24 protein-coding genes are annotated in these 23,042 nt (G+C 61.2%); 15 read left to right on the top strand and 9 right to left on the bottom strand.

Annotated elements, in window-relative coordinates; all coding sequences use genetic code 11:
- Positions 1 to 12: 12 nt before the first annotated feature.
- Both greA and AC1965_RS14875 read right to left on the bottom strand, forming a co-directional pair.
- On the bottom strand, positions 13 to 483 hold the full coding sequence (gene greA, locus AC1965_RS14880; protein ID WP_483884629.1) for a transcription elongation factor GreA: 471 nt from the start codon (positions 481 to 483) through the stop codon (positions 13 to 15).
- 142 nt (positions 484 to 625) lie between these two features.
- The gene (locus AC1965_RS14875) at positions 626 to 1,006 is read right to left on the bottom strand and encodes a VOC family protein (protein WP_483884628.1); all 381 of its coding nucleotides are present in this window, start codon (positions 1,004 to 1,006) and stop codon (positions 626 to 628) included.
- 85 nt (positions 1,007 to 1,091) lie between these two features.
- Between AC1965_RS14875 and soxR the strand changes: the two genes are divergently transcribed.
- The 4 genes from soxR (at position 1,092) to AC1965_RS14855 (ending at position 6,135) form a co-directional block, all read left to right on the top strand.
- Positions 1,092 to 1,547, top strand: a complete 456-nt coding sequence (soxR, locus tag AC1965_RS14870; protein ID WP_483884627.1) for a redox-sensitive transcriptional activator SoxR — start codon at positions 1,092 to 1,094, stop codon at positions 1,545 to 1,547.
- Positions 1,548 to 1,674: 127 nt separating this feature from the next.
- Positions 1,675 to 3,324 (top strand): electron transfer flavoprotein-ubiquinone oxidoreductase, encoded by a 1,650-nt coding sequence (locus AC1965_RS14865; protein ID WP_483884626.1) that lies wholly within the window; start codon positions 1,675 to 1,677, stop codon positions 3,322 to 3,324.
- A gap of 229 nt (positions 3,325 to 3,553) precedes the next feature.
- Positions 3,554 to 5,269, top strand: a complete 1,716-nt coding sequence (locus tag AC1965_RS14860; protein WP_483884625.1) for a tetratricopeptide repeat protein — start codon at positions 3,554 to 3,556, stop codon at positions 5,267 to 5,269.
- The gene (locus AC1965_RS14855; protein WP_483884624.1) at positions 5,266 to 6,135 is read left to right on the top strand and encodes a 4-(cytidine 5'-diphospho)-2-C-methyl-D-erythritol kinase; all 870 of its coding nucleotides are present in this window, start codon (positions 5,266 to 5,268) and stop codon (positions 6,133 to 6,135) included. Before AC1965_RS14860 ends, AC1965_RS14855 begins: the two co-directional genes overlap by 4 nt.
- Here AC1965_RS14855 and AC1965_RS14850 read toward each other — a convergent pair.
- Positions 6,128 to 7,126: a polyprenyl synthetase family protein gene (locus tag AC1965_RS14850; protein ID WP_483884623.1), complete on the bottom strand. Its 999-nt coding sequence runs from the start codon at positions 7,124 to 7,126 to the stop codon at positions 6,128 to 6,130. The two genes, AC1965_RS14855 and AC1965_RS14850, sit on opposite strands and share 8 nt — an antisense overlap.
- Before the next feature lie 56 nt (positions 7,127 to 7,182).
- Here AC1965_RS14850 and AC1965_RS14845 point away from each other — a divergent pair, with 56 nt between their 5' ends.
- The 3 genes from AC1965_RS14845 to AC1965_RS14835 all read left to right on the top strand — a co-directional run bounded on the left by AC1965_RS14845 (position 7,183) and on the right by AC1965_RS14835 (position 8,421).
- Positions 7,183 to 7,398 carry a putative signal transducing protein gene (locus tag AC1965_RS14845; RefSeq protein ID WP_483884622.1) on the top strand — a complete coding sequence of 72 codons (216 nt, stop codon included), beginning with the start codon at positions 7,183 to 7,185 and terminating at the stop codon, positions 7,396 to 7,398.
- Entirely contained in the window at positions 7,395 to 8,156 is a 762-nt protein-coding gene (locus AC1965_RS14840) for a tRNA1(Val) (adenine(37)-N6)-methyltransferase (RefSeq protein ID WP_483884621.1), read from the top strand. The genes AC1965_RS14845 and AC1965_RS14840 overlap by 4 nt, the downstream gene beginning before the upstream one ends.
- Before the next feature lie 100 nt (positions 8,157 to 8,256).
- The gene (locus AC1965_RS14835) at positions 8,257 to 8,421 is read left to right on the top strand and encodes a YdcH family protein (protein WP_483884620.1); all 165 of its coding nucleotides are present in this window, start codon (positions 8,257 to 8,259) and stop codon (positions 8,419 to 8,421) included.
- A 196-nt stretch (positions 8,422 to 8,617) separates the two neighbouring features.
- On the opposite strand, the gene yddG is transcribed toward AC1965_RS14835, so the two are convergent.
- From yddG to AC1965_RS14810, 5 genes are all read right to left on the bottom strand, one after another.
- Positions 8,618 to 9,487 carry an aromatic amino acid exporter YddG gene (yddG, locus tag AC1965_RS14830; RefSeq protein WP_483884619.1) on the bottom strand — a complete coding sequence of 290 codons (870 nt, stop codon included), beginning with the start codon at positions 9,485 to 9,487 and terminating at the stop codon, positions 8,618 to 8,620.
- On the bottom strand, positions 9,487 to 10,419 hold the full coding sequence (locus tag AC1965_RS14825; RefSeq protein ID WP_483884618.1) for a transcriptional regulator GcvA: 933 nt from the start codon (positions 10,417 to 10,419) through the stop codon (positions 9,487 to 9,489). Before AC1965_RS14825 ends, yddG begins: the two co-directional genes overlap by 1 nt.
- 308 nt (positions 10,420 to 10,727) lie before the next feature.
- Entirely contained in the window at positions 10,728 to 11,450 is a 723-nt protein-coding gene (gene phbB, locus AC1965_RS14820) for an acetoacetyl-CoA reductase (RefSeq protein WP_483884617.1), read from the bottom strand.
- 76 nt (positions 11,451 to 11,526) lie between these two features.
- A complete protein-coding gene (locus tag AC1965_RS14815; protein ID WP_483884616.1) occupies positions 11,527 to 12,702 on the bottom strand; it encodes an acetyl-CoA C-acetyltransferase in 1,176 nt (391 codons plus the stop codon).
- A 128-nt stretch (positions 12,703 to 12,830) separates the two neighbouring features.
- The gene (locus tag AC1965_RS14810; protein ID WP_483884615.1) at positions 12,831 to 13,673 is read right to left on the bottom strand and encodes an EAL domain-containing protein; all 843 of its coding nucleotides are present in this window, start codon (positions 13,671 to 13,673) and stop codon (positions 12,831 to 12,833) included.
- 107 nt (positions 13,674 to 13,780) lie between these two features.
- Between AC1965_RS14810 and AC1965_RS14805 the strand changes: the two genes are divergently transcribed.
- The 5 genes from AC1965_RS14805 (at position 13,781) to AC1965_RS14785 (ending at position 18,301) form a co-directional block, all read left to right on the top strand.
- Positions 13,781 to 14,350: a DNA-3-methyladenine glycosylase I gene (locus AC1965_RS14805; RefSeq protein ID WP_483884614.1), complete on the top strand. Its 570-nt coding sequence runs from the start codon at positions 13,781 to 13,783 to the stop codon at positions 14,348 to 14,350.
- Between the two features lie 305 nt (positions 14,351 to 14,655).
- Complete coding sequence (gene rpsD, locus AC1965_RS14800; protein WP_483884613.1) at positions 14,656 to 15,276, top strand: 30S ribosomal protein S4; 621 nt, start codon at positions 14,656 to 14,658, stop codon at positions 15,274 to 15,276.
- 235 nt (positions 15,277 to 15,511) lie between these two features.
- Positions 15,512 to 16,609, top strand: coding sequence for a histidinol-phosphate transaminase (gene hisC, locus AC1965_RS14795; protein ID WP_483884612.1), 1,098 nt, complete (start codon positions 15,512 to 15,514; stop codon positions 16,607 to 16,609).
- A complete protein-coding gene (locus AC1965_RS14790; protein ID WP_483884611.1) occupies positions 16,593 to 17,513 on the top strand; it encodes a prephenate/arogenate dehydrogenase family protein in 921 nt (306 codons plus the stop codon). Before hisC ends, AC1965_RS14790 begins: the two co-directional genes overlap by 17 nt.
- A 38-nt stretch (positions 17,514 to 17,551) precedes the next feature.
- The gene (locus AC1965_RS14785; RefSeq protein WP_483887056.1) at positions 17,552 to 18,301 is read left to right on the top strand and encodes an extensin-like domain-containing protein; all 750 of its coding nucleotides are present in this window, start codon (positions 17,552 to 17,554) and stop codon (positions 18,299 to 18,301) included.
- A gap of 61 nt (positions 18,302 to 18,362) precedes the next feature.
- Here the strand turns inward: AC1965_RS14785 and AC1965_RS14780 are convergent, their stop codons facing one another.
- Complete coding sequence (locus AC1965_RS14780; RefSeq protein WP_483884610.1) at positions 18,363 to 19,337, bottom strand: DUF2125 domain-containing protein; 975 nt, start codon at positions 19,335 to 19,337, stop codon at positions 18,363 to 18,365.
- 96 nt (positions 19,338 to 19,433) lie between these two features.
- Here AC1965_RS14780 and AC1965_RS14775 point away from each other — a divergent pair, with 96 nt between their 5' ends.
- The 3 genes from AC1965_RS14775 (at position 19,434) to AC1965_RS14765 (ending at position 23,029) form a co-directional block, all read left to right on the top strand.
- On the top strand, positions 19,434 to 19,964 hold the full coding sequence (locus tag AC1965_RS14775) for a gamma-glutamylcyclotransferase (RefSeq protein ID WP_483884609.1): 531 nt from the start codon (positions 19,434 to 19,436) through the stop codon (positions 19,962 to 19,964).
- A gap of 73 nt (positions 19,965 to 20,037) precedes the next feature.
- Positions 20,038 to 21,258, top strand: coding sequence for a biopolymer transporter ExbB (locus AC1965_RS14770; protein WP_483884608.1), 1,221 nt, complete (start codon positions 20,038 to 20,040; stop codon positions 21,256 to 21,258).
- A gap of 1 nt (position 21,259) precedes the next feature.
- Positions 21,260 to 23,029, top strand: a complete 1,770-nt coding sequence (locus AC1965_RS14765; RefSeq protein ID WP_483884607.1) for a peptidoglycan -binding protein — start codon at positions 21,260 to 21,262, stop codon at positions 23,027 to 23,029.
- The last annotated feature ends 13 nt before the right edge of the window (positions 23,030 to 23,042 follow it).

The following is a 23,042-nucleotide window of genomic DNA, read 5'->3' as shown; positions in this document are numbered from 1 at the left end:
CAGCGGACCCCGTCACGCGTAGACGATTTTGACAACCTCATAGGATTTACTGCCCCCTGGTGTGCGCACTTCGACGGAATCACCTTCGTCCTTGCCAATCAGCGCGCGGGCGATGGGGGATTTGATGTTCAAAAGCCCCTGTTCGATATTCGCCTCGTATTCGCCAACGATTTGATAGGTCTTTTCTTCGTCGGTGTCCTCGTCGACCAAGGTCACCTTGGCACCAAATTTGATTGTGCCGGACATTTTTGACGGGTCAATCACATCGGCCAGCGAAATTACGCCTTCCAGCTCTTTGATCCGGCCTTCGATGAACGACTGCTTTTCCTTGGCAGAATGATACTCGGCATTCTCCGACAGGTCACCATGTTCGCGGGCCTCTGCGATGGCTTTGATGATGGCGGGGCGTTCCACGGATTTCAGATGCTTCAGCTCCACCTCCAATGCGGTGTGGCCGTTGCGGGTCATCGGGATCTTTTCCATGGCGGTATGCCTACGTAATGAGGGCCGCACCCGGTAGTGAGCCGGGGGGCGGCCGATTGCAAATTCAACTGGTCCGTTACCTGACCCAAACTGGCGCGCAATTGCAAGGGGGGATGGGCGGGAGATCGGCGGGGCAGTGGCGTCAATCGTAGGTGACGACCTCGAATTCGATGCCATCGCCATCGTTGAAATAGAACCGTCGACCCGGTTCGTAATCCGCGTGGTTGCCGGTTGTGAACCCCTGTGCCTTTACCGCCGCCTCGGTTTCTTCCAGATCATCGACGACCACCGCAATATGGTTCAACCCGCCTATGGTGTGGTAGCTGCTGGTCTGCGCCGCAGTGGGGCTGCCGGGGGAATAAAGCGCCACGTAATGCGTTTTTGTGCCCACATGTTTGGTATGCCCGCCCGCGATTGCGTCACCTTCCCAACGGATGTGCCAGCCAAAGACGTCGCGCATCCATAGGGCCGTCGCGGCCGGGTCAGAGACAGTGAAGTTTGCGTGCTCAAGCAATGCGGACATTGGATTTTCCTTTTTGAAACCATTGATCCACCTAGGTGTAATTGCTAAACCTAACTTTAGGTCAAGGTATTAGGCGAGATCAAATATGGCGGTAAACGAAGGGTTGTCGATTGGGGCCTTGGCGCAGCGGACCGGTCTCGCAGTCTCTGCGATCCGGTATTACGAACGGCAGGGGCTGATCAAACCCTGGCGCAATTCCGGCGGCCAGCGGCGGTTTCAACGCGCTGACCTGCGCAGGCTCAGCTTTGTCATGATTGCGCAGCAATTTGGTTTTACCTTACCCCAGATCAAGGCTGAACTGGATCTGCTGCCCGGCGGGCGCACGCCAACCAAATCCGATTGGGCGCGCATTTCCGAAGGCTTTCGTGCCGCCCTGGACGCGCGCATTTCCACGCTGGTCAAACTGCGCGACAATCTGGACGGCTGCATCGGCTGCGGCTGCCTGAGCCTTGAGGTCTGTGCTTTGTACAACCCCGTGGACCAAGCCGCGGAAAACGGGCCGGGGCCGCGCTATCTGATGGGCGATAGTCCGGTGTCGTGACGAAGGCGCGCGCAAAGTAATGTCGCAAACCGTCCCTGCTGCGCAATAAACGCAGGGTCGCGATTGCAATGCGCGCAGCAGTGGTTTAGCCCAATTCAAAGCAAATTACCGGTGAGGGAGCGCCACAATGGCCGAGATTGAACGCGAAGCAATGGAATATGACGTGGTAATCGTCGGGGCCGGTCCTGCGGGCCTGTCTGCCGCGATCCGGCTCAAGCAAATGGATGCCGACTGCAATGTCGTGGTATTGGAAAAAGGGTCTGAAGTTGGGGCGCATATCCTGTCGGGCGCGGTGCTGGACCCCTGCGGGCTGAATGCGCTGATCCCTGACTGGAAGGAAAAAGGCGCCCCGATCACTGTACCGGTAAAAGAAGACAACTTTTACATGTTGGGCGAAGCGGGCAAGCTGCGCATCCCCAATTTCCCGATGCCGCCGCTGATGAACAACCACGGCAATTACATCGTGTCGATGGGGAATGTCTGCCGCTGGATGGCCGAACAGGCCGAGGAAATGGGCGTCGAGGTATTCCCCGGCATGGCCTGTTCCGAACTGGTCTACGGCGACAACGGTGAAGTCAAAGGCGTGGTCGCGGGTGAGATGGGCCGTCAGGCCGATGGCACGCCGGGACCGAACTATGAACCGGGCATGGAATTGCACGGCAAATATGTCTTCCTCTCCGAAGGCGTGCGCGGCAGCCTGAGCAAGCAGGTAATCGCGAAATACGGGCTCGACGAGGGCAAGGAACCGCAGAAATACGGCCTTGGCATGAAGGAAATCTGGGAAATTGACCCCGCCAAGCACAAAGAAGGCACCGTGACCCACACCATGGGCTGGCCTTTGGGCGCCAATGCGGGCGGCGGGTCATTCATATATCACCTTGATAACAATCAGGTCTATGTCGGTTTCGTGGTGCATCTGGGCTACAAGAACCCGCATCTGTTCCCCTACATGGAATTTCAGCGGTTCAAACATCATCCGATGGTGGCCGACCTTCTTGAGGGCGGCAAACGCGTGGCCTATGGCGCGCGCGCGATCACCGAAGGTGGCTATCAATCAATGCCCAAGATGGTGGCACCGGGTGTGGCACTGCTGGGGTGCTCGGTCGGCATGGTCAACGTGCCGCGCATCAAGGGCAACCACAACGCCATGTTGTCGGGCAAGGCCGCAGCCGAAGCGGCCTATGCCGCGATCCAGGGCGGGCGCGGTGGCGATGAACTGACGGACTACGAGGCAGACGTGCGCGGCGGTCCGATTGCTGCCGACCTCAAAAAGGTCCGCAACGTCAAACCATTGTGGTCGAAATATGGGCTAACCGCGTCGCTCGCGCTGGGAGGGCTGGACATGTGGACGAACACCTTTGGCTTCTCGCTGATGGGGACGTTAAAACATGGCAAATCCGATGCCGAAGCCACCGAACCTGCCGACAAGCACAAAAAAATTGCGTATCCAAAACCCGACGGCAAGCTGAGCTTTGACCGGCTGACCAACGTGGCTTTCTCTTTTACCAACCACGAAGAAAGCCAGCCTGCTCACCTGAAGCTCAAGGACCCATCGGTGCCGGTGAATTTCAACCTGCCCACCTACGCAGGCCCATCGGCGCGCTATTGTCCCGCAGGCGTTTACGAATTTGTCGAGGAGGCAGGCAAGGAGCCGCGTTTCGTCATCAATTTCCAGAACTGCGTGCATTGCAAGACCTGCGACATCAAGGACCCGGCACAGAACATCGTCTGGACCACACCGCAGGGCGGCGACGGTCCGAACTATCCCAACATGTAAGAGTACCACTGAACCCCGTTCTGGCCTTCGCTTTTTCGGGTCTTAAATACCCTCGGGGTCCGGGGCAGCGCCCCGGCGGGCCGGATCGTGCATACGATCCGGCCCGCTTTGCCTTTGGAACATCAAATTTTCGGCAAAAACCCGTTACAAATTGGGCATGCAAGGGCGGCACCATTGCACCCGGCAACAGACCTGATAGCTTGAACAAAAGCGATATGAGGCGGTTTGCATGTTTCGGAATGTCCTGAGTTATACCAGTGCTGCGGTGCTGTGCCTGTCCCTTGCAGTGCCCGCCGGTGCGCAATCGGTGGCGGGGGCCTATCTGGCAGGGCGCCATGCCGCGGTGAACAGCGATTATTCCGAGGCCGCACGTTATTACACCGAAGCGCTGGCGCGTGATCCCGGCAATCTGGAGCTGCTCGAAAGCGCGGTGCTGTCGTATCTGTCGTTGGGCCGCGTTGATCAGGCCATGCCCCTGGCCGAGGCAATGTTGAAAAGCGGCACCAAAAGCCAGGTGGCCGAAATGACCGTCGTGGCCGGGTTGGCCAAGGACGGCGACTATAGCGCACTGCTGAGCCGTGAAGGCGATACATCGGGCATCGGGCCCTGGGTGGGCGGGCTGCTGCATGCCTGGGCGCAGATGGGCGCGGGGGATGTCACCGCCGCGATGGCTGAATTCGACGCGCTGAGCAAAGAAGCCGGAATGCAGGGCTTTGTGATGTATCACAAAGCCTTGGCCCTGGCGAGCGTAGGCGACTTTGAAGGGGCGGAGGCGATTTTCTCCAGCGACAAGGCGGGCTCTGCCGGGCAGACGAGGCGCGGCGTGATGGCCCATGCGGAAATCCTTGGTCAGTTGGACCGGAACGAAGACGCGCTCAAGGTGCTGCGCGACAGTTTCGCCAACGACACCGATCCCGAACTTGATCAGTTGATCGCAGGACTGGAAACAGGCGAGCCCAAGCCGTTTGGCCATGTCCCTGATGCGCAGGCCGGCATGGCCGAGGTGTTTTTTACCTTTGCTGCCGTGCTCAAGAGTGAAGCTGCAGGGGATTACTACGTGCTGCTTTATTCCCGCGTGGCGCGCTATCTGCGGCCCGACCATATCGACGCGCTGTTGCTGACGGCGAACCTGCTGGAGAATCTTGGGCAATACGATCTGGCGATTGCAGAATATAAGCACGTGCCCGCCAACAATCCGGCCTATCACGCCGCAGAACTGGGCCGCGCCGATGCGCTGCGGCGCTCGGGCAAGACCGAACAGGCGGTCGAAGTGTTGGAACAACTGGCGCGCAGCCACGGTGATCTGGCGGTGGTGCATTCCACGCTGGGCGATATCCTGCGCGGGCAGGACGATTTCAAAGGTGCGATCAATGCCTACGACCGCGCCCTGGAGCGCACAACAGAAACGACGCGCGTGCGCTGGGTCCTCTACTATTCCCGCGCCATCGCCCATGAACGCAGCGGCGACTGGGCGGCGTCCGAGGCCGATTTTCGGGCCGCGCTGGCGCTGAACCCTGAACAGCCACAGGTGCTGAACTATCTGGGATACTCGCTGGTCGAACAGCAGCGCAATCTGGACGAGGCGCTGGACATGATCGAACGCGCGGTCGCTGCCAGCCCCGACAGTGGCTATATCGTCGACAGCCTGGGCTGGGTGCTGTACCGCCTTGGCCGCTACGACGAGGCGGTGGACCATATGGAACGCGCGGTTGAACTGGTCGCGGTGGACCCGGTGGTCAATGATCACTTGGGCGACGTTTATTGGGCCGTTGGCCGCAAGCGTGAGGCAGAGTTCCAGTGGCGGCGGGCGCTGTCCTTTGTCGATAAGGACGATGCTGAATCCGAAGCCGATCCTGACCGGATGCGCCGCAAGTTGGAAGTGGGCCTAGATGCCGTTTTGGCCAAAGAAGGTGCCCCGGCGCTAAAGCTCACGGCGGAAAAATGACAGCAGAAGTTTCGGGCGACCCCGGCAAGGTCGGTCTGCCCGCAACCCAGACTGCCTGGGCCAAGGTCAATCTGACGCTCCATGTCACCGGGCAGCGGCCCGACGGGTATCACCTGCTTGATTCGCTGGTGGTGCGGCTGGGCATTGGTGACCGGTTGCAGGTTCACGCCGACCCTGTGCTGAAGCTTGCGGTCGATGGCCCGCGTGCGGCAGGCGTGCCAACGGACGCGCGCAATCTCGTGGTGCGTGCGGCGCAGTTGCTGGATGGCGGCACCGGGCGTGGGGCGCTTGTGCATCTGACCAAACATTTGCCCGCCGCCGCAGGCATTGGCGGCGGATCGGCGGACGCCGCCGCGACCCTGCTCGCCCTGGCCGAGCATTGGGGGCTGCCGCTGCCCGATGATACAACTGTCTTGGGGGCTGACGTGCCTGTCTGCCTGTCGCAGGGGCCGCAGAGGATGCAGGGGGTCGGCGAGCTTCTGTCGCCCCTGCCTGCGTTGCCCGCGTGTCATATAGTACTGGTCAACCCCGGCGTATCGCTGCCGACTCCACAGGTCTTTGCCGCGCTGGCGGACAAGGTTAATCCGCCGATGCCGGACGCCATCCCGACATTTGCCGATGCCGCCCGGCTGGCCGATTGGCTGGCAACGCAGCGCAATGATTTGCAGGACCCTGCGGTACAACTGATGCCTGTGATCGCGCAGGTTCTGGCAGGGTTGGAAGACGCCTTGCTGGCGCGCATGTCGGGATCAGGGGCGACGTGTTTCGGGCTGTACCCCGGTGTCGCGGCGGCGCAGGCAGCCGCCGCAAGGATCAGCGCCAAACATCCCGACTGGTGGGTGGCGGCGGCGCCCGTGCTTAGCTGATCCGGCTGACCACGTAGTCGGCCAGGTCAACCAACATATCCTTGAGATCATGATCGGGCAGTGGCGCCAATGCGGCTTTGGCGCGGTCAGCCCAAGAGCGGGCGTCCGATTGCGTGGCCGTCAGCGTGCCGTGTTTGTGCAGCAGCGTCAGCGCATGATCGAGATCGCCCTCATCTTGTTGACCTTTTTCGATGGTGCGGTTCCAGAACGCGCGCTCTTCGGCATCTGCGCGTGCCACCGCTTTGATCACCGGTAGCGTCAGTTTGCGTTCGCGGAAATCGTCGCCGATGTTCTTGCCGGTGGCGCTGGCCTGGCCCTGATAGTCGAGCAGGTCATCGACGATCTGGAATGCAATCCCCAAGGCATCACCGTAGTCAAACAGAGCTTTGACATGCGCCTGCGGGGCATCGGCAATCACGCCGCCCACCTCGGTCGCGGCGGAAAACAGGGCAGCGGTCTTGCCGCGCACGACCTGCAGATAGACCGCCTCGTCCGTCGCGAGGTTCTGGGCGGCAGTGAGCTGCAGCACTTCGCCCTCTGCGATGGTCGCCGCCGCATTCGACAGGATGCGCATCACGGGCATCGAACCGGGTTCGGTCATCAACTGGAAACTGCGGGCAAAGAGGTAATCGCCAACCAGCACGGATGATTTATTATCCCACAACAGGTTCGCCGTAGGCCGCCCCCGTCGCTGGGCGCTTTCGTCGACCACATCATCGTGCAGCAGGGTGGCGGTGTGGATGAATTCGACCGTTGCAGCCAGATGCACGTGATAGGGGCCCGCGTAGCCGCACATCCGCGCCGCAGCCAGCGTCAGCATCGGGCGCAGGCGTTTGCCGCCGGCCTCGACCAGATGCGCGGTAACCTCGGGGATGCGCGGCGCGTGTTTGGACGCCATGCGTGCGCGGATCAGATCGCTGACAGCGCTCATGTCCTCGGTCAGATAAGCCGCAAGGCGGTCATGAGGTTTTAGGGTCGCGTCCGTTTTCATCACTATTTCCCACCGCAGGCTCGACAAACTGTCTGATTTAGCCCTACATCCCTGATATGAAGGAACTTTTGCGCAGCACCGACGTCACCATCATCGCCTTTGCCACCGCCCTTCTTCGGGGGGAGGATATAGACTGCTTTGAAATGGACGTAAACATGAGCGTGCTCGAAGGCGGCATCGGAATTTTCCCACGCCGGGTGATGGTACGCGAAGACGACCACGACGCTGCCCTGCGGGTTCTGCGTGACAATGATATTCCCACCGGGCTGTGAGCGACGCAGGCGCGCCTGAGCTGACCCATGACGCATTTCTGGGCGGGCTGCTGCATCTGTGGCAACCGCGCCGGGGGTACCGCGCGGGCGTTGATCCGGTGTTGCTGGCGGCCAGCGTGCAGGCAGAGGCGGGGCAAACCGTGCTGGAGCTGGGCTGCGGTGTGGGGGCGGCGATCCTGTGTCTGGGCGCGCGGGTGCCGGGGCTGGATCTGACCGGGGTTGAAATGATGCCAACCTATGCCGCGCTGGCCCGGCGCAATGGCGGCGACAGTCTGAAGGTGGTTGAGGCCGATATCACCGCAATGCCGCTGGACCTGCGGCAGCAACAATTCGACCATGTGCTTGCCAATCCTCCCTATTTTGATCGCGGCGCGTCGATCCGGTCGACGGATGATGCGCGTGAGGCGGCCCTGGGCGAAGCGACACCGCTGGGCGACTGGGTGCGTATTGCGGCAAAGCGGCTGAAACCCAAGGGGCAAGCGTATTTCATCCACCGCGCCGAGCGGTTGCCGGAACTGCTGCAAGCGTTGCCGCATGACCTGGGATCGGTCGAGGTGCTGCCCATCGCGCCGCGCGCGGGACGATTGCCGGAACTGATTCTCTTGCGGGCGCGCAAGAACGGGCGCGGCGCATTCAGGTTGCATCTGCCGCTGGTGATGCATGGGGGTGCGCACCACGGTGCGCAAGGGGACAGCTATGTGCCGCAGGTTGTTGCGGTTTTGCGTGGCGGCGCGCCGCTTATTTTCCCGGCGGGTTAAGCATTTTTTTACCGGATTTGGATTTATGCTGCGGTGCTGCGTGACTTGTTACGCGGCTTGTGGTCCACTCAAAATACGAACTTTCACCATGGAGGATTATATGGCTTTGACTGCACATCTGGACACACTGAAGCGCAAACATCAGGCGATGAGCGACGCGGTAGAACATGCCCAGCGGGCACCCGGCGTGGATGATCTAGAAGTGGCTTCCATGAAGAAGCAGAAACTGCGGCTGAAAGAGGAAATCAATCGACTGTCGAGCTGATTTCCGAGATATTATACGATAGTGCTTTGGGGGGGCAGCCTCCCCCAAAGTCCCAGTGGTTTATTTTGGGGGCCAGCCCCCTCCCAAGCCCAAGCGAGTGAATTTGGGGGGCCAGCCCCCCAAGCCCCCCCCCGGGGGTATTTAAGGTCCAAAAAAGAAGCGACGTGTGGCGCAGGGTGCGGTGTGGCGCTGCGTGTCAGCGTGGTTTGGAGAAGCTGGCGCGCGCGGCAATGTACGCCCCGCCGGTGATCAAAAGCGTGGCCCAGAGCAGTGTCATGCTGGGGGCGGTTACGCCGCTGGAAACAAGCACAAGGGTAGATAGCAGAGGGGCCGCATAGGAGGCGGTGCCGAGCAGTTGGATATCGCCCTGCTTCACGCCAATGTCCCAAACAAAAAAGGCGAGGCCCACAGGGCCGAGACCAAGGCCGAAGATGGCGGCCCATCCCAGGGCGGTGTCCGGCAGGTGGGTATTCTCGAACATCAGGTGCAGGGGGAACGACAGCGCGGCACTGGCGAGGCAGAACACCGCCACGCTGGCGGTTGGCGCCGTGCCGATGCGGCGTGACAGTACCGAATAGCTGGCCCATGTCAGCGCGCAGAGCAATGCCAGGCCGTAACCGGGCAGATAGGCCGTGCTGAACCCGCCCGCGCCGCCCGTGATGATCAGCGCCGCACCGACAAATCCGATCAGCGCGCCAATAATATGCCCACGGCGCAGCACTTCGCCCGGCAGAAGGCCGGAAAATATTACGATCAGCAGCGGCCAGAGGTAGGCGACCAACCCGGCTTCGGCGGCGGGGGCAAGCCGCAGCGCCGAGAAGTAAAGCGCGTGGTAACCAAATAGGCCGAGAGTGCCAAAGACATAGACCCGCAGCGGCACGGTGCGCAGCCGGTGCAGCGTGCCGCTGGCCGCAGCCCAGATCAGGCCTAACGTACCGCCAATGGCAAAGCACAGCGTGTTGAGCAGCAAGGGCGGTGTGGGTGCCGAGCCGACAGTGAAAAGCGCGAGCAGCGCCCAGAGCAGGACGGCAATAAAGCCGGTAGCGGTAGCCGTCTGGCGGGTCATTATGTGGCCTCAAGCATGGTTATCTGCGCGGCTATGGGGGCGGTTTTGGCGATTTCGGATAGTATCCAGGCCCTGAACGCAGCGATCTGAGGGCGGTCTTCCATCCCTTCCGGGCAGATGAAACGAAACCGCGCCCCGGTCGGGAGGGCAAGGGGGAAAGGCGCGACCAAGCGGCCATCTGCGAGATCCTTGATGATCAGAGCGCGGCGGCCCAGCACGACGCCGACACCCGTTTGTGCCGCATCAATGGCGTGATCCGCCTGGCTGAACTTGGGGCCAAAGCGGGTCGGTTCGGGCAGTTTCATCGCGCGAAACCATGCCGGCCAGTCAACGGGTGGGTCAAGAAAAGCGATGGATTCGTCACTGATCAGTACTGCATCTTGCAGACTTTGGGGCGTTGGATACCGGCGGGCAAGTTCGGGTGTCATGACCGGGACAACCCATTCATCGGCCAGTGGCAGACTGTAAAGCCCCGGGTCGGGCCCAACGCCAAAACGGATGGCGACATCAATGTTGTCGCGGGCAAAATCCATCATCTTGAGGGCCGCAGAAAACCTCAGCTCGATCTCGGGGTGGGCTTGGGCAAATTCGTACAGTCGGGGTGCCAGCCATTTTGCGGTAAAGGCGGGGCCGGCGGTGACCGTAAGCGTGGTATTGTCCTGCAATCGCTGCGCCGCGCGCCATGCGGTTGCGAGGGTTTGGAATGCGTCAGCGGCGCCAGGGGCCAGCGCCTGACCCGCATCTGTCAGGGTAACGGCGCGATTGAGGCGGTGAAACAGCGGCGCGCCCAAGTGGTCCTCAAGCGATTTAATCTGAAAGCTCAGCGCGGCAGGGGTGACGTTCAGCTCGTCCGCCGCTTTGGCAAAAGACATGTGTCGCGCGGCGGCGTCAAAGGCGCGCAAGGCGGTAAGAGGGGGAAGTCGTGTGACCATATCAGTTAAGTACAGCTTAACTGATAAGTTGAAAAGTCTCGTTTGTAGCTTTTTCGTAGGGGGATCATATTGGGTTCAGTTCAGTAACACTGATGTAGATAGGAATGATCCCATGTTCGAGGCCACAACAAATCCCGCTGTCCGTAACGCGATGCAAAAGGCCCATGCCGCGCGGGGCGCCGCGATGGCGGCACTTTGGGGCTGGCTGCGGCACCCGACTTTCCGCTGAGCCGGTACCAGCTCTTACGGAATGAAAAAGGCCGGTTCGAGTGAACCGGCCTTTTGCTTTTTTGATCTGACGTCATCGGTTAGACGAAAAACTGTGCACCGTTGGCCGAGATGGTCGAGCCGTTGATGAAACCTGCGTCATCGGACACCAGGAATGTCACCGCGCGGGCAATTTCGCTGGGTTCGCCCAGACGGCCTGCGGGGATTTGCGCGATGATGCTTTCGCGGACCTTTTCCGGCACAGCCATGACCATATCGGTGCCGATGTAGCCGGGGCAGATGGCGTTGGCTGTGATGCCTGCGCGCGCGCCTTCTTGGGCCAAGGATTTCACGATCCCCAAATCGCCGGCTTTGGTCGCGGCGTAGTTTACCTGCGCAAACTGGCCTTTCTGGCCATTGATCGACGAGATCACGACGATGCGTCCAAACTTGCGTTCGCGCATACCGGGCCAGATCGGGTGGATGGTGTTAAAGACGCCAGTGAGGTTGGTGCCGATTACTTCGTTCCACTGATCCGGGGTCATCTTGTGAAAAGGCGCGTCGCGGGTGATGCCCGCGTTTGCGACGACCACTTCGATCGGGCCGAGGTCGGCTTCGACCTGTGCTATGCCCGCTTTGGAGCTGTCATAATCGGCCACGTTCCATTTGTAGGTTTTGATGCCGGTTTCGGCGGTGAATTTCGCAGCGGCTTCGTAATTGCCAGCATAGGTCGCGGCAACGGTATAGCCCTTGTCCTTCAACGCGGTCGAAATGGCGGCGCCGATGCCACGGCTGCCTCCGGTGACCAAAGCGATACGTGACATAATGCTCCTCCCTCAAGGTAACGTTATTGCAAATGCATGTATTGGCGCGCAACAAAATTGCGCGCCAAATTTAGTTTTAGGGGCGCTCAAGGCACATGGCAACACCCATACCGCCGCCAATGCACAAAGTTGCGAGACCCTTTTTGGCACCGCGACGCTGCATTTCGAACAGCAGCGTGTTGAGGATACGGGCACCAGATGCGCCGATGGGGTGACCGATGGCAATGGCACCGCCATTGACGTTCACGATCGACGGGTCCCACCCCATGTCCTTGTTGACGGCGCAGGCCTGTGCGGCAAAGGCTTCGTTGGCTTCGACCAGGTCTAGATCTTCCGGCTTCCAGCCCGCTTTCTCCAGCGCCTTGCGCGAGGCATAGATCGGGCCCACACCCATGATCGACGGGTCCAGCCCGGCGGTGGCATAGGATGCGATGCGCGCCAGCGGCTCGATGCCGCGCTTTTCGGCCTCGTCGGCGGACATCAGCAGGGCACCGGCGGCACCGTCATTAAGGCCCGATGCGTTGGCGGCAGTGACCGAACCGTCCTTGGTAAAGGCGGGGCGCAGTTTCTGCATCAGTTCGATGGTGGCGCCGTGGCGGATATACTCGTCCTGATCCACGGTAATGTCGCCTTTGCGGTTCTTGACCGTATAGGCCACGATTTCATCGGCAAACTTGCCCGCCTTTTGCGCGGCTTCAGCCTTGTTCTGCGAGGCGAGGGCAAATTCGTCCTGCTGTTCGCGGGTGATCTGCCATTTGTTGGCGACGTTTTCGGCGGTCTGGCCCATGTGGTAGCCGTTGAACGCATCCCACAAGCCATCGCGGATCATTGTGTCGATGAATTGCAGATCGCCCATTTTCTGACCCGCGCGCAGGTTTTGCGCATGGGGGGACATGGTCATGTTTTCCTGGCCACCGGCGGCAACAATGGCGGCATCGCCCAGTTGAATATGCTGTGCGGCCAGTGCCACGGCGCGCAGGCCGGAGCCACAGACCTGGTTGATCGACCAAGCCGCAGATTCCTGTGGCAGGCCTGCGTTGATGTGGGCCTGACGGGCAGGGTTCTGACCCTGGGCGGCGGTCAGCACCTGACCCAGAATGGTTTCGGACACTTCGGAGGCGTCGATACCGGCGCGCGCTACGATTTCCTTAAGCACGGTGGCGCCCAGATCATGGGCAGGCGTGTTGGCAAATGCGCCCCCGAAGCTGCCAACGGCAGTACGGGCGGCGGATGCGATGACGACATTGGTCATTAATTGTAATTCCTCTACCTAAATGGCGGGAATTGACCGGCACGCATAAAGTTGGGTATCCGGCGACTCCCACCCATTACGATAGTGATAACGGATGCGCTGCACCGCGGCAACTGAACAGGCGCGTGTCAGCCAGTGGCACTTTGCTTGGCGATATGCATCCACGCGGGGCGCGTGGTCGGGGCATCGAAGTAATAGCCTTGCAGGCAATCGACGCCCATCTGGGTCAGTAGCGCGGCGTCTTCGGCGTTTTCGACACATTCGGCAACCGTCAGCATGTCGAAATGCGAAGCAATGGAGATCAGCGCCGCAGTCAGGGCGCGGTTGTCGGGGTTGTGTGCAATGCCTTTGATGAACTGGCCATCGATTTTGAGGATGTCAAAATAGAAATCTTTGAAATATCGGATGGCAGTATGGCCTGCGCCGAAATCATCCATGGCAAAGCAAATACCATGCGGTTGCAGCTGGTCCATGAAATCGGCCACCAATTCCGGCACTAGCATCGCAGAGGCTTCGGTAATTTCGAGGATCAGCCTTTCACCGATGGTGCTGTCACGGTCCAGCCAGCGGCGCAGCATCTGGCCCCAACCCTTGTATCCGATGGACCGGGCGGACATGTTGATCGACAGGCGCAGACCGGGGTTGTCGTGCAATGCGCTAAGGCCCATGCGCAGGGCCAGAACGTCAATTTCGCGCCCGGTTGGCGTGTCTTCGATGACATGCATGAAGTCGCGGGCGGGAATCACGCGGCCTGTTTCATCAAGCACCCGGATCAACCCCTCGTAAAAGGCGATCTTGGTCTGGTCGCTGGCGCGCATCACCGGCTGGAACGCCAGCAGCGTCTGTTTGTGGGTGATCGCGTCGCGAACCATGTCGAGCGTATTGGCATCACGGCGGGTCACTGCATGGTTCAGCGGGTTGTCTGACCCCGGCGGGACGTCTGCAAATCTGCGCTTGAAGCGGTTGACCACGGCTTTACTCTTTTGATTGTCTCCGGGATTGTATGGTCGATGAGGTGATAACGTCGGCTTAACCCGCTGCATTTTTGCCAAAGAGGTTAATCAGAAGAGGGGCCAGAATGCAGCGCTGTGGGTGGGCAGGAGACGAGCCGATATACCAGCAGTACCACGACACCGAGTGGGGTGTGCCGGAGTATGACAGCAGGGCGCTGTGGGAAAAACTGATCCTGGATGGGTTTCAGGCGGGGTTGAGCTGGATCACGATCCTTAAAAAACGCGACAACTTTCGCGCCGCATTTGCGGGTTTCGATCCGCATGTGATCGCGGGCTGGGACGAGGCGGGTGTGGCACGGCTGTTGGGCGATGCAGGCATCATCCGGCATCGGGGCAAGATTGAAGCGGCGATCACCAATGCGCGCGCCTGGCAGGAGGTCGAGGCGAAAGGTGGCTTTGATGCGTTCATGTGGCGGTATGTAGATGGGATGCCGTTGCAAAACCGCTTTGCGACCCAGTCCGATGTCCCGCCCAAGACCCCACTGTCCGAGCAGGTATCGAAAGATTTGAAAAGGGCGGGGTTCAAGTTTTGCGGCCCGACGATTGTCTACGCCTGGATGGAGGCTTGCGGGCTGGTAAATGATCATATCGTAAGCTGCCATCGGCACGATGTTTGCGCGGGAACGACGCGGTAAAGTGCGATTGGGGATGAGGCCCGTCGGCTGCCCGTCCGGCGCAGAGGTGATTTGGTTAGGCTGGGTAGGACTGTGACAGGACACACCATAGCCAAGAGATAAAGTGGGACGGATCGGGGTTTGGATCGTGACCCCACGGGCGGGCGACAACCCGTTCTTCACTTCCCCCGTTGACTCCCCCCATCACACCCGTATAAGCGCCCCTTCATTGGTGTTGGTGGCCCCTGCGAGGGGATGCCTGTCGGGCGCAAGCCAGAGGACAACGCCCTTTACCGCCCGAGAGGGCCTTATAAAGGAGAACAGCCGTGACCAAACGCACGTCTGCCAAGCATAAACTAGACCGCCGCATGGGCGAAAACATCTGGGGCCGTCCTAAATCCCCAGTGAACCGCCGCGAATACGGCCCCGGCCAGCACGGCCAGCGCCGCAAGGGCAAAATCTCTGATTTCGGTATTCAGCTGCGCGCCAAGCAGAAGCTCAAGGGCTACTACGGCGACCTGACCGAAAAGCAATTCCGCCGCATCTATGGCGAAGCTGAGCGTGTAAAAGGCGATACCGGTGAAAACCTGATTGGCCTGCTGGAACGTCGTCTGGACGCCGTTGTGTACCGCGCCAAGTTCGTGGCCACAGTCTTTGCTGCGCGCCAGTTCGTGAACCACGGCCACGTCCGTGTGAACGGCAAAAAGGTCAACATCCCCTCTTACCGTGTAAAAGAGGGTGACGTGATCGAAGTACGTGATCGTTCCAAGCAGATGGCGGCCCTTCTGGAAGCGACCCAACTGGCCGAACGTGACGTGCCTGATTATCTTGAGGTCGATCACTCCAAAATGACAGCGACATTCGTGCGCACCCCACACCTGGGTGATGTGCCTTATCCGGTTGTAATGGAACCAAACCTGGTCGTGGAATTCTACGCCAAGAACTAAGGTTCTTAGGGTTTCAGGAAATTGGAAAAGGCCTCGTCAGATTGACGGGGCCTTTTTTGCATGTGGGACGGGCGCAGGACAGGACGGATAGGGCGGTGGGCGATGCCGGTTGCGATTCAGGCCGATTTGTAACCTGCCAGCGGGTTGACCGCGTGGCGGTTGTGACAAGTTGGCAGTGGCGCAGCGCCGGCGGCCCCGCTAGAAGGTCATTCACGACACCAAGGAAGAGCGCACAATGACAGCGATCACACCGCAACCGGGCATTATGGACATCGACCTGTATCAGGGCGGTGCCGCACATGTGGCCGGGCTTGAGAATGTGGTAAAGCTCAGTTCGAACGAAAATCCGCTGGGGCCTAGCCCGGCGGCCGTTGAGGCCTACCGCCGCGCGGCGTTTGACCTGCACCGGTATCCATCCTCTGATCACGGCCCTCTGCGCGCCGCGATTGCCGACGTACATGGGTTGGACGCGGATCGTATCATCTGCGGTGCCGGCTCGGACGAGGTGATTGCCTTTCTCTGTCAGGCCTATGCCGGACCGGGGACTGAGGTGATTCACACCGAACACGGATTTGCGATGTACCGCATTTCAGCGCTGGCCGCTGGGGCCACCCCGGTTGAAGTGGCCGAACGCGAGCGCGTGACCGACGTTGACGCGATCCTTGCAGCCTGCACTGATGCCACGCGTCTGGTGTTTATCGCCAACCCCAACAACCCCACCGGCACGATGATCGGCCTGGCCGAGATCGCGCGACTGGCCGACAAACTGCCCAAGCAGGCCTTGTTGGTGCTGGACGGGGCGTACGCCGAATTCGTCGATGGCTATGACGGTGGCGCCGCGCTGGTCGACAGCCGCGAGAACGTCGTGATGACACGTACCTTTTCCAAGCTTTACGGCCTGGGCGGGCTGCGGGTCGGCTGGGGTTATGGCCCGGCACAGGTGATTGACGTACTCAACCGGGTGCGCGGACCTTTCAACCTGTCACAGGCGGGACTGAACGCCGCCGAAGCTGCCATCCGTGACCGCGCCTATGCCGAACACTGCCGCGCGGAAAATGCCCGCTGGCGGGTCTGGCTGTCGGATGCGCTGGCCGAGATCGGCGTGCCTTCGGATGTGTCCTGCGCCAATTTCGTGCTGGCGCGTTTTGCCAATCAGGCCGAGGCCGAGGCCTGTGACGACTATCTGAAAACCCAAGGGCTGATCGTACGCCGGGTGGCGGGCTATAACCTGCCGCAGTGCCTGCGCATCACAGTCGGGGATGAAAGTGCCTGCCGCCGCGTAGTACATGCCATTCGCCAGTTTAAAGGGGGCGCAAATGGCTCAGGTATATGATCGCGTCGCCCTGATTGGGCTCGGGCTTATCGCGTCGTCGATGTTCTGGGCGATCAAACGCAAAGGGTTGGCGGGCGAGGTCACAGGCTATGCGCGCAGCGCGGAAACCCGCGAGACGGCGCGCGAGATTGGCCTGTGCGACCGGGTGTGCGACACGATCGCCGATGCTGTCTCGGGTGCGGATCTGGTGGTGCTTTGCGTGCCGGTGGGCGTCATGGGCGCTGTCGCCGCAGAAATCGCGCCCCACCTAGCCCCCGGCGCCACAGTCACCGATGTGGGGTCGGTCAAGGGTGACGTGATCACCCAAGTGGGCCCGCATATACCCCAAGGCGTACATTTCATCCCCGGTCACCCCTTGGCGGGCACCGAACATTCCGGGCCGCGCAGTGGCTTTGCCGAATTGTTCGACAGCCGCTGGACTTTGCTTGTCCCGGTCGAGGGGTCTGATCCGGCGGCGGTAGCGCGGCTGCGCAGTCTTTGGGAAGGGATGGGCGCCAATGTCGAGGAAATGGACGCCGACCACCACGATCTTGTTCTGGCAGTGACCAGTCACGCGCCGCATTTGATTGCCTATACGATGGTTGGCGTCGCTGACGATCTGCGGCGGGTGACCGACAGTGAAGTCATCAAATACTCAGCCGCGGGTTTCCGCGATTTTACCCGCATCGCGGCGAGCGACCCAACAATGTGGCGCGACGTGTTCCTGACGAACAAAGACGCCACGCTGGAAATTCTGGGCCGCTTTACCGAAGAGTTGTTTGCGCTGCAGCGGGCCATTCGGCAGGGCGACGGTGAACATCTGCATGCCTATTTCACCCATACCCGTGCAATCCGCCGGGGTATCATCGAAGCCGGGCAAGATACTGACGCGCCGGATTTTGGCCGTGGGGGACGCAAGTCGTGAGGGTCTGGGCCACAGCAAGTCTTGTGGTCCTGGGTCAAATGGCCATCGCCGCCGGGCCTGACGCCTCGAAACGCCCGGTGCCGCGTGGTGGCGATGCGGTTCAGCCGGTGACACTCGCACCGTCGGGTGCGATCCAGCCGACGCCGCGTGACGCGCCTGCCCAGAAAGCGGCATCCGGCAACGGTCTGCGGTTTTCGCTGCGCCCCTTTAAACGCAGTCCCAAGGTGGAAAAAACTGCCCGCGCGCAGCGCCAGCTTTTGACCAAGGGGGCAGTCTGCGGCGACCTTTCGATCCAGGGCGAAGTGATTGGCCGCGTTCAGGCCAAGCTAAAGGGCTGCGGCGTCGACAATGCGGTGCGCATCCGGTCAGTTTCGGGTGTGAGCCTCAGTCAGACCGCGGTGATGGATTGCACAACTGCCAAGGCCCTGAACACCTGGGTGCGCAAATCGGCGGGCCCGGCCCTCGCGCGCAAGGGGGGTGGCCTGAAAAGTCTGCGCGTGGCTGCGCATTACGCCTGCCGCCCACGCAACAACAAGAAGGGCGCGAAAATCTCTGAACATGGCCGTGGCCGCGCGATCGATATTTCTGCCTTTCGCCTTGCCGATGGCAGCGAAGTGACCGTGCTTGACGGCTGGGGCGCGCGCAAAACCAGCAAAGCCCTGCGACAGATGCACCGTGGCGCCTGCGGCCCCTTTGGCACCGTACTCGGTCCCGAAGCAAACAGGTATCACCGCGATCACTTCCACTTTGACACCGCCCGATATCGCAGTGGCAGCTACTGCCAGTAACGCCGCTTCAGCTTTTTTGGACAGGAAATACCCTCGGGGGTCTGGGGGCTGGCCCCCGGCTTTAGCGCGGTATCAGGCGCGGCGCGGCACCTAGTGGAATACCAGCAAGCGTCATCATCCCGCCGTCAAATACCAGATCCAGATCAAGTTTATCAGGGTCGTCGCCCCGGTTGGCCAGTGCCCGCAGCACGGGCTCGACCGTTCTTTCTGCAGGTCCGACCAGCACGCCAAGCCGCTTTGCCATTTCCAGCAGGATCGGCCAATTGGTGGCTTTCAGCGTGACGTGACCCTGCACCACACCTGCCGCGTCGACACGCAGCGCCCCGGTGGCCGTCAACGCAACCTTGCCCCAAGCCATCTTGATGCCCGACAGGTTGATCTCTCGGGGCAGGGGCGTGATGCCTGATGCCGCGTGGCGGTCGATGGGGCGGTCCAGCAGGATGTCGATGTCTGCCGAGACCTGTGAAAGAGCGGGCGGCCATTCACCGTCAAGGGCAAGCGCCTTGCGCAGTTCCGCGCCGGGGATCACGCGCTCCGGCGTCAGGCTGATGTGGTACCAAGCCGGGGTCACGGCATCTTGGTGCACCGAAAATGCCAGGCCTTGAACGTCCAGCCAATCACCCTCGGGGCCAGCGACCTGCGCGCTGGCGGCGGCGCCCTGAAGGCTTTGCATCTCCAGCGCGGCGCCGGGGTGCAGCCGCAGATCAGCGGAGGTGTCAGCGGCGGTAAGCGTCACGTTCCCGAAACGACCGGGCAGGCCCAGAACAAACCCGGGCAGGCGTAGATCGACATAGCCGGGCCACCATGCCGGGGCGGACAGATCGACAACCGGCGCGGTCAGCGTTGCGCCGCTGAGGGGGGGCGCCAGCGCGACGTTTGTCACCCGACTGTGCAATCTTGCGGGGAACCCGGAGAGTGCGATTTCGTCCACCTCGGCCTGCCAACCCGCGTCGCGACGGGTGTCGAGCCAGCTGTACATTGCGGTCTGTACACCAACGCTGGCCGCCGCCCACCACGCAGACCACAGCGCACCCATCACCAAAAGCCACCAAAGCACCCTGCGCATTTCAAAAGCCCTTTAATTCGCACCGCAGATGCGGTTTACCCAAGGCAATCAAAAAGGACCAGCGCGATGGCAATGTGGGTATTCGGATATGGCAGTCTGTTATGGAATCCGGGATTTGAAGTTGCAGAAAGCGTGATCGCCACGCTGCCGGGCTATGCGCGGTCGTTTTGTATGCGCTCTATCCACCACCGTGGCACTGAAGCGGAGCCGGGACTGGTGCTGGCGCTGGACGCGGTGCCGGGCAGTGCCTGCGAGGGCGTCGCCCTGCGGGTCGCCGAGGGCCATGAGGCGACCACATTGGCCTATCTGCGCGAGCGCGAGTTGATTTCCTCCGCCTATCTGGAAGAGACCCTCACGGCCCACCTCACCGATGGCCGCGATGTTGATGCGCTGGTCTATGTGATTGACGCGGCGCATGTGCAGTATTGCGGCGCGTTGCCGTTGGAAGAACAGGCCCAGATCATCGCCCGCGCTGTGGGCGACCGGGGGCCGAATACCGAATATCTGTTCAACACCGCCAACCATCTGGCAGAGGTCGGCCTGCACGATCCCGCCTTGGAATGGTTGAATGACCGGGTAAAGACTTTGGCATCATAAACCCTTGGCACTTGGTCGCAGTTTCAGTGTAGGCTGCGACGAGAGCAGGACAAAGGGTCAGGAGCAAGGCCGCATGGCGCAGCCAGACCGAGAGACAAAACTACAGTTTTCGCAGCCCGTACGACAGATTTCGCTGATGTTGATCGTACTGGCGCTGTCAGGGTTCGGTGCCTTCTTGGCGCTGCCCAGTGTGCTGCCGATTTTCGCCGCAAACCCCTATTTGAACGGCGTCATCATCTTTGTATTTTTCGTCGGCGTGCTGGCCTGTTTCTATCAGGTGCTGCAGTTAATCGGCTCGGTCCGCTGGATCGAGAACTTTGCCTCTGACAGTCCCGACCCCGAAACCGTTGCGCCGCAGCTTTTGGCGCCGCTTGCGTCCTTGCTGCGCCAACGCGGTGCGCGGATGCAGGTCAGTGCCACCTCGACACGGTCGATCCTTGATTCCGTAGCATCGCGTATCGACGAAGCGCGCGAGATCACCCGCTACATCGTCAACATGCTGATTTTCCTCGGCCTGCTCGGCACCTTTTATGGTCTCGCCACGACGGTGCCCGCCGTGGTCGATACCATCCGTTCGCTTGCGCCGGTCGAAGGCGAGGGCGGCGTTGATGTCTTTGGTCGCCTGATGACGGGGCTTGAGGCGCAGCTTGGCGGCATGGGGGTGGCGTTTGGGTCGTCTCTGCTGGGTCTCGCCGGATCGCTGGTCGTGGGCCTGCTGGAGCTTTTTGCGGGCCATGGGCAGAACCGTTTCTATCAAGAGCTTGAGGACTGGCTAAGCTCGATCACGCGCGTCGGTTTCACCTCGGGTGAAGAAGGTGGTGATCACAACGTCATGGCCAGTGTGGTGGATCACATGGTGGAACAGATGGGTGAATTGCAGCAGATGTTCACCCAGTCTGACATCAGCCGGTCGATGGTGGATGACAAGCTGGGCAAGCTGGCCGATGCGGTTGACCGAATGACCACGCGCATGGAAAAACCTGACAGTGCGAATGACGCCCTCACGCGTCTGGCCGAAGGCCAGGAACGCTTTGCCGATGGTCAGGAGCGCCTGATCGCGGTGATGGAAGGTCAGCTCAGCGGCGAAGGCATTGACGCCGAAAGCCGGATGCGCCTGCGGTCTATCGACGTCCAGATGCTGCGGATTCTAGAAGAAATTTCGGCCGGGCGGCAGGAAACCATGGCGGAGTTCCGCAAGGATATTTCCCTGCTCGCCAAGGCGCTGTCGGGCGGGCGTGCCACAGAGGCGCGCCGCCTGCGCGACCCCGACAAACCCGGTGGAGGGGAGCGCTAGGATGGCGCTTTCACGGCGGACAGGCACACGGTTTCAGGCCTCGATCTGGCCCGGTTTTGTCGACGCCATGACCGGACTGTTGCTGGTATTGATGTTTGTGCTAACCATTTTCATGGTCGTGCAGTTCGTACTCACTGAACGCATCTCGGGACAGGAAACTGAACTTGATGCGCTGGCCGGTGAAGTGGCGGCATTGGCGCAGGCGCTGGGGCTTGAAGAACGCAGCAACGCGCAGTTGCAGGCCCGATTGGGGGCGCTCAATTCCTCGCTTAACGATGCGCGCGAAGAAGTATCGCAGCAGGCTGCGTTGATTGCGGGGCTGACGGCAGAACGGGATCAGCAGGCGACGGCATTGCAGGCCGCTGAGACCAAGATCACTGGGTTTGAGGCGCGCGTCGCGGCCTTGCTGGCGGCGCGGGACGCGGCGGAAGAACAGATCGGCACGCTGGAAACGCAGGCCGCTGAACTGCTGAGTGAACAAGAGGCGCTGAATGTCGCGCTGGCCAGCGCCCGTGACGAAGTGGATGCCCAGGCCGAGGTGGCGCGGCTGGCAGCGGCACGGCGCGAGGCACTGGATGCGCTGGTGGCGGATTTGCGGGCGCGCAATGCCGCGGCTGAGGCGCAAGTGGCTGAACTGACCGGCAACGTGACTGCGGCCCAAGAGGCGCTGAGCACGCAGGAGGCGGCACGCCTCGTCGAAGCAGCCGCAGCCGAAGCGCTGCGGGCGCGAATGGAAACTGCCGATGCGGAACTGACCGCGATGACACTGGCCTTGGAAGCGCAGCGCAAGAACGCCGAGGACACCCTTACCCTGCTGGCCGCGGCGCGTGCCGCCGAAAACGATCTCGATGCGCGCCTGTCCGAGGCACTGGTGCGGATGCAGCAGTTGAAAGAAACTGGTGAAGATTTGACCGTCGACCGCGAGGCCCTGCGCGCGCAACTGTCCGAGGCGCTGGCGGCCAAACTGGCGGCTGAAGCGCAGGCTGCCGACACCAGTACCGCCGCCGAGCGTCGCGCGGCACTGCTGGCAGAGGCGCAAAAAACCTTGGCGGCAGAAAAGGCCACCAGCGCGGAAGCGCAACGCCAGACCGAGTTGTTGAACCAGCAGGTCGCCGCCCTGCGCGCGCAATTGGGCAGCTTGCAGGCGCTGCTGGACGATGCCGTGGCGCGCGATGCGGCGAAGTCGATCGAGCTGCAATCGCTCGGGTCTGAATTGAACACGGCACTTGCCCGTGTGGCGGCGGAACAAAGCCGCCGCGCCGATCTCGAAGCAGCTGAGCGTGCGCGGCTGGAAGCGGAAACCAAGGATCTGGCGCAGTATCGGTCGGAGTTTTTCGGCCGGCTGCGCAACCTGCTGGGCAATCAGGAAGGCGTGCGAATCGAGGGCGACCGCTTTGTCTTTTCTTCAGAGGTGCTGTTTCCGCCCGGCGGTGCAGTATTGTCTGAGGATGGCAAAGCCGAGATTGCTAAGGTCGCAGGCATTCTGCGGGGCATCGTCGATGAAATCCCGCCCGAGATTGATTGGGTGATCCGGGTCGACGGCCACACCGACAATGTGCCGCTGTCGGGGTTTGGAGCGTTCTCTGACAACTGGGAGCTGAGCCAGGCGCGTGCCCTGTCGGTGGTGAAATATATGGTTGGTTCCCTCGGTATTGCGCCGGATCGGCTGGCGGCCAATGGTTTTGGCCAGTATCAGCCGGTGGTGGCGGGCGATGGCGAAGAGGCGCGGGCGCAGAACCGGCGAATCGAACTGAAATTTACCGAAAAGTGATGGGTCGGGTGGC

The sequence above is a fragment of the Sulfitobacter sp. KMM 9851 genome, assembly GCF_057178245.1.
The sequence above is the reverse complement of the archived record's forward strand: the minus strand, read 5'-3'. Positions and strand labels throughout refer to the sequence as shown.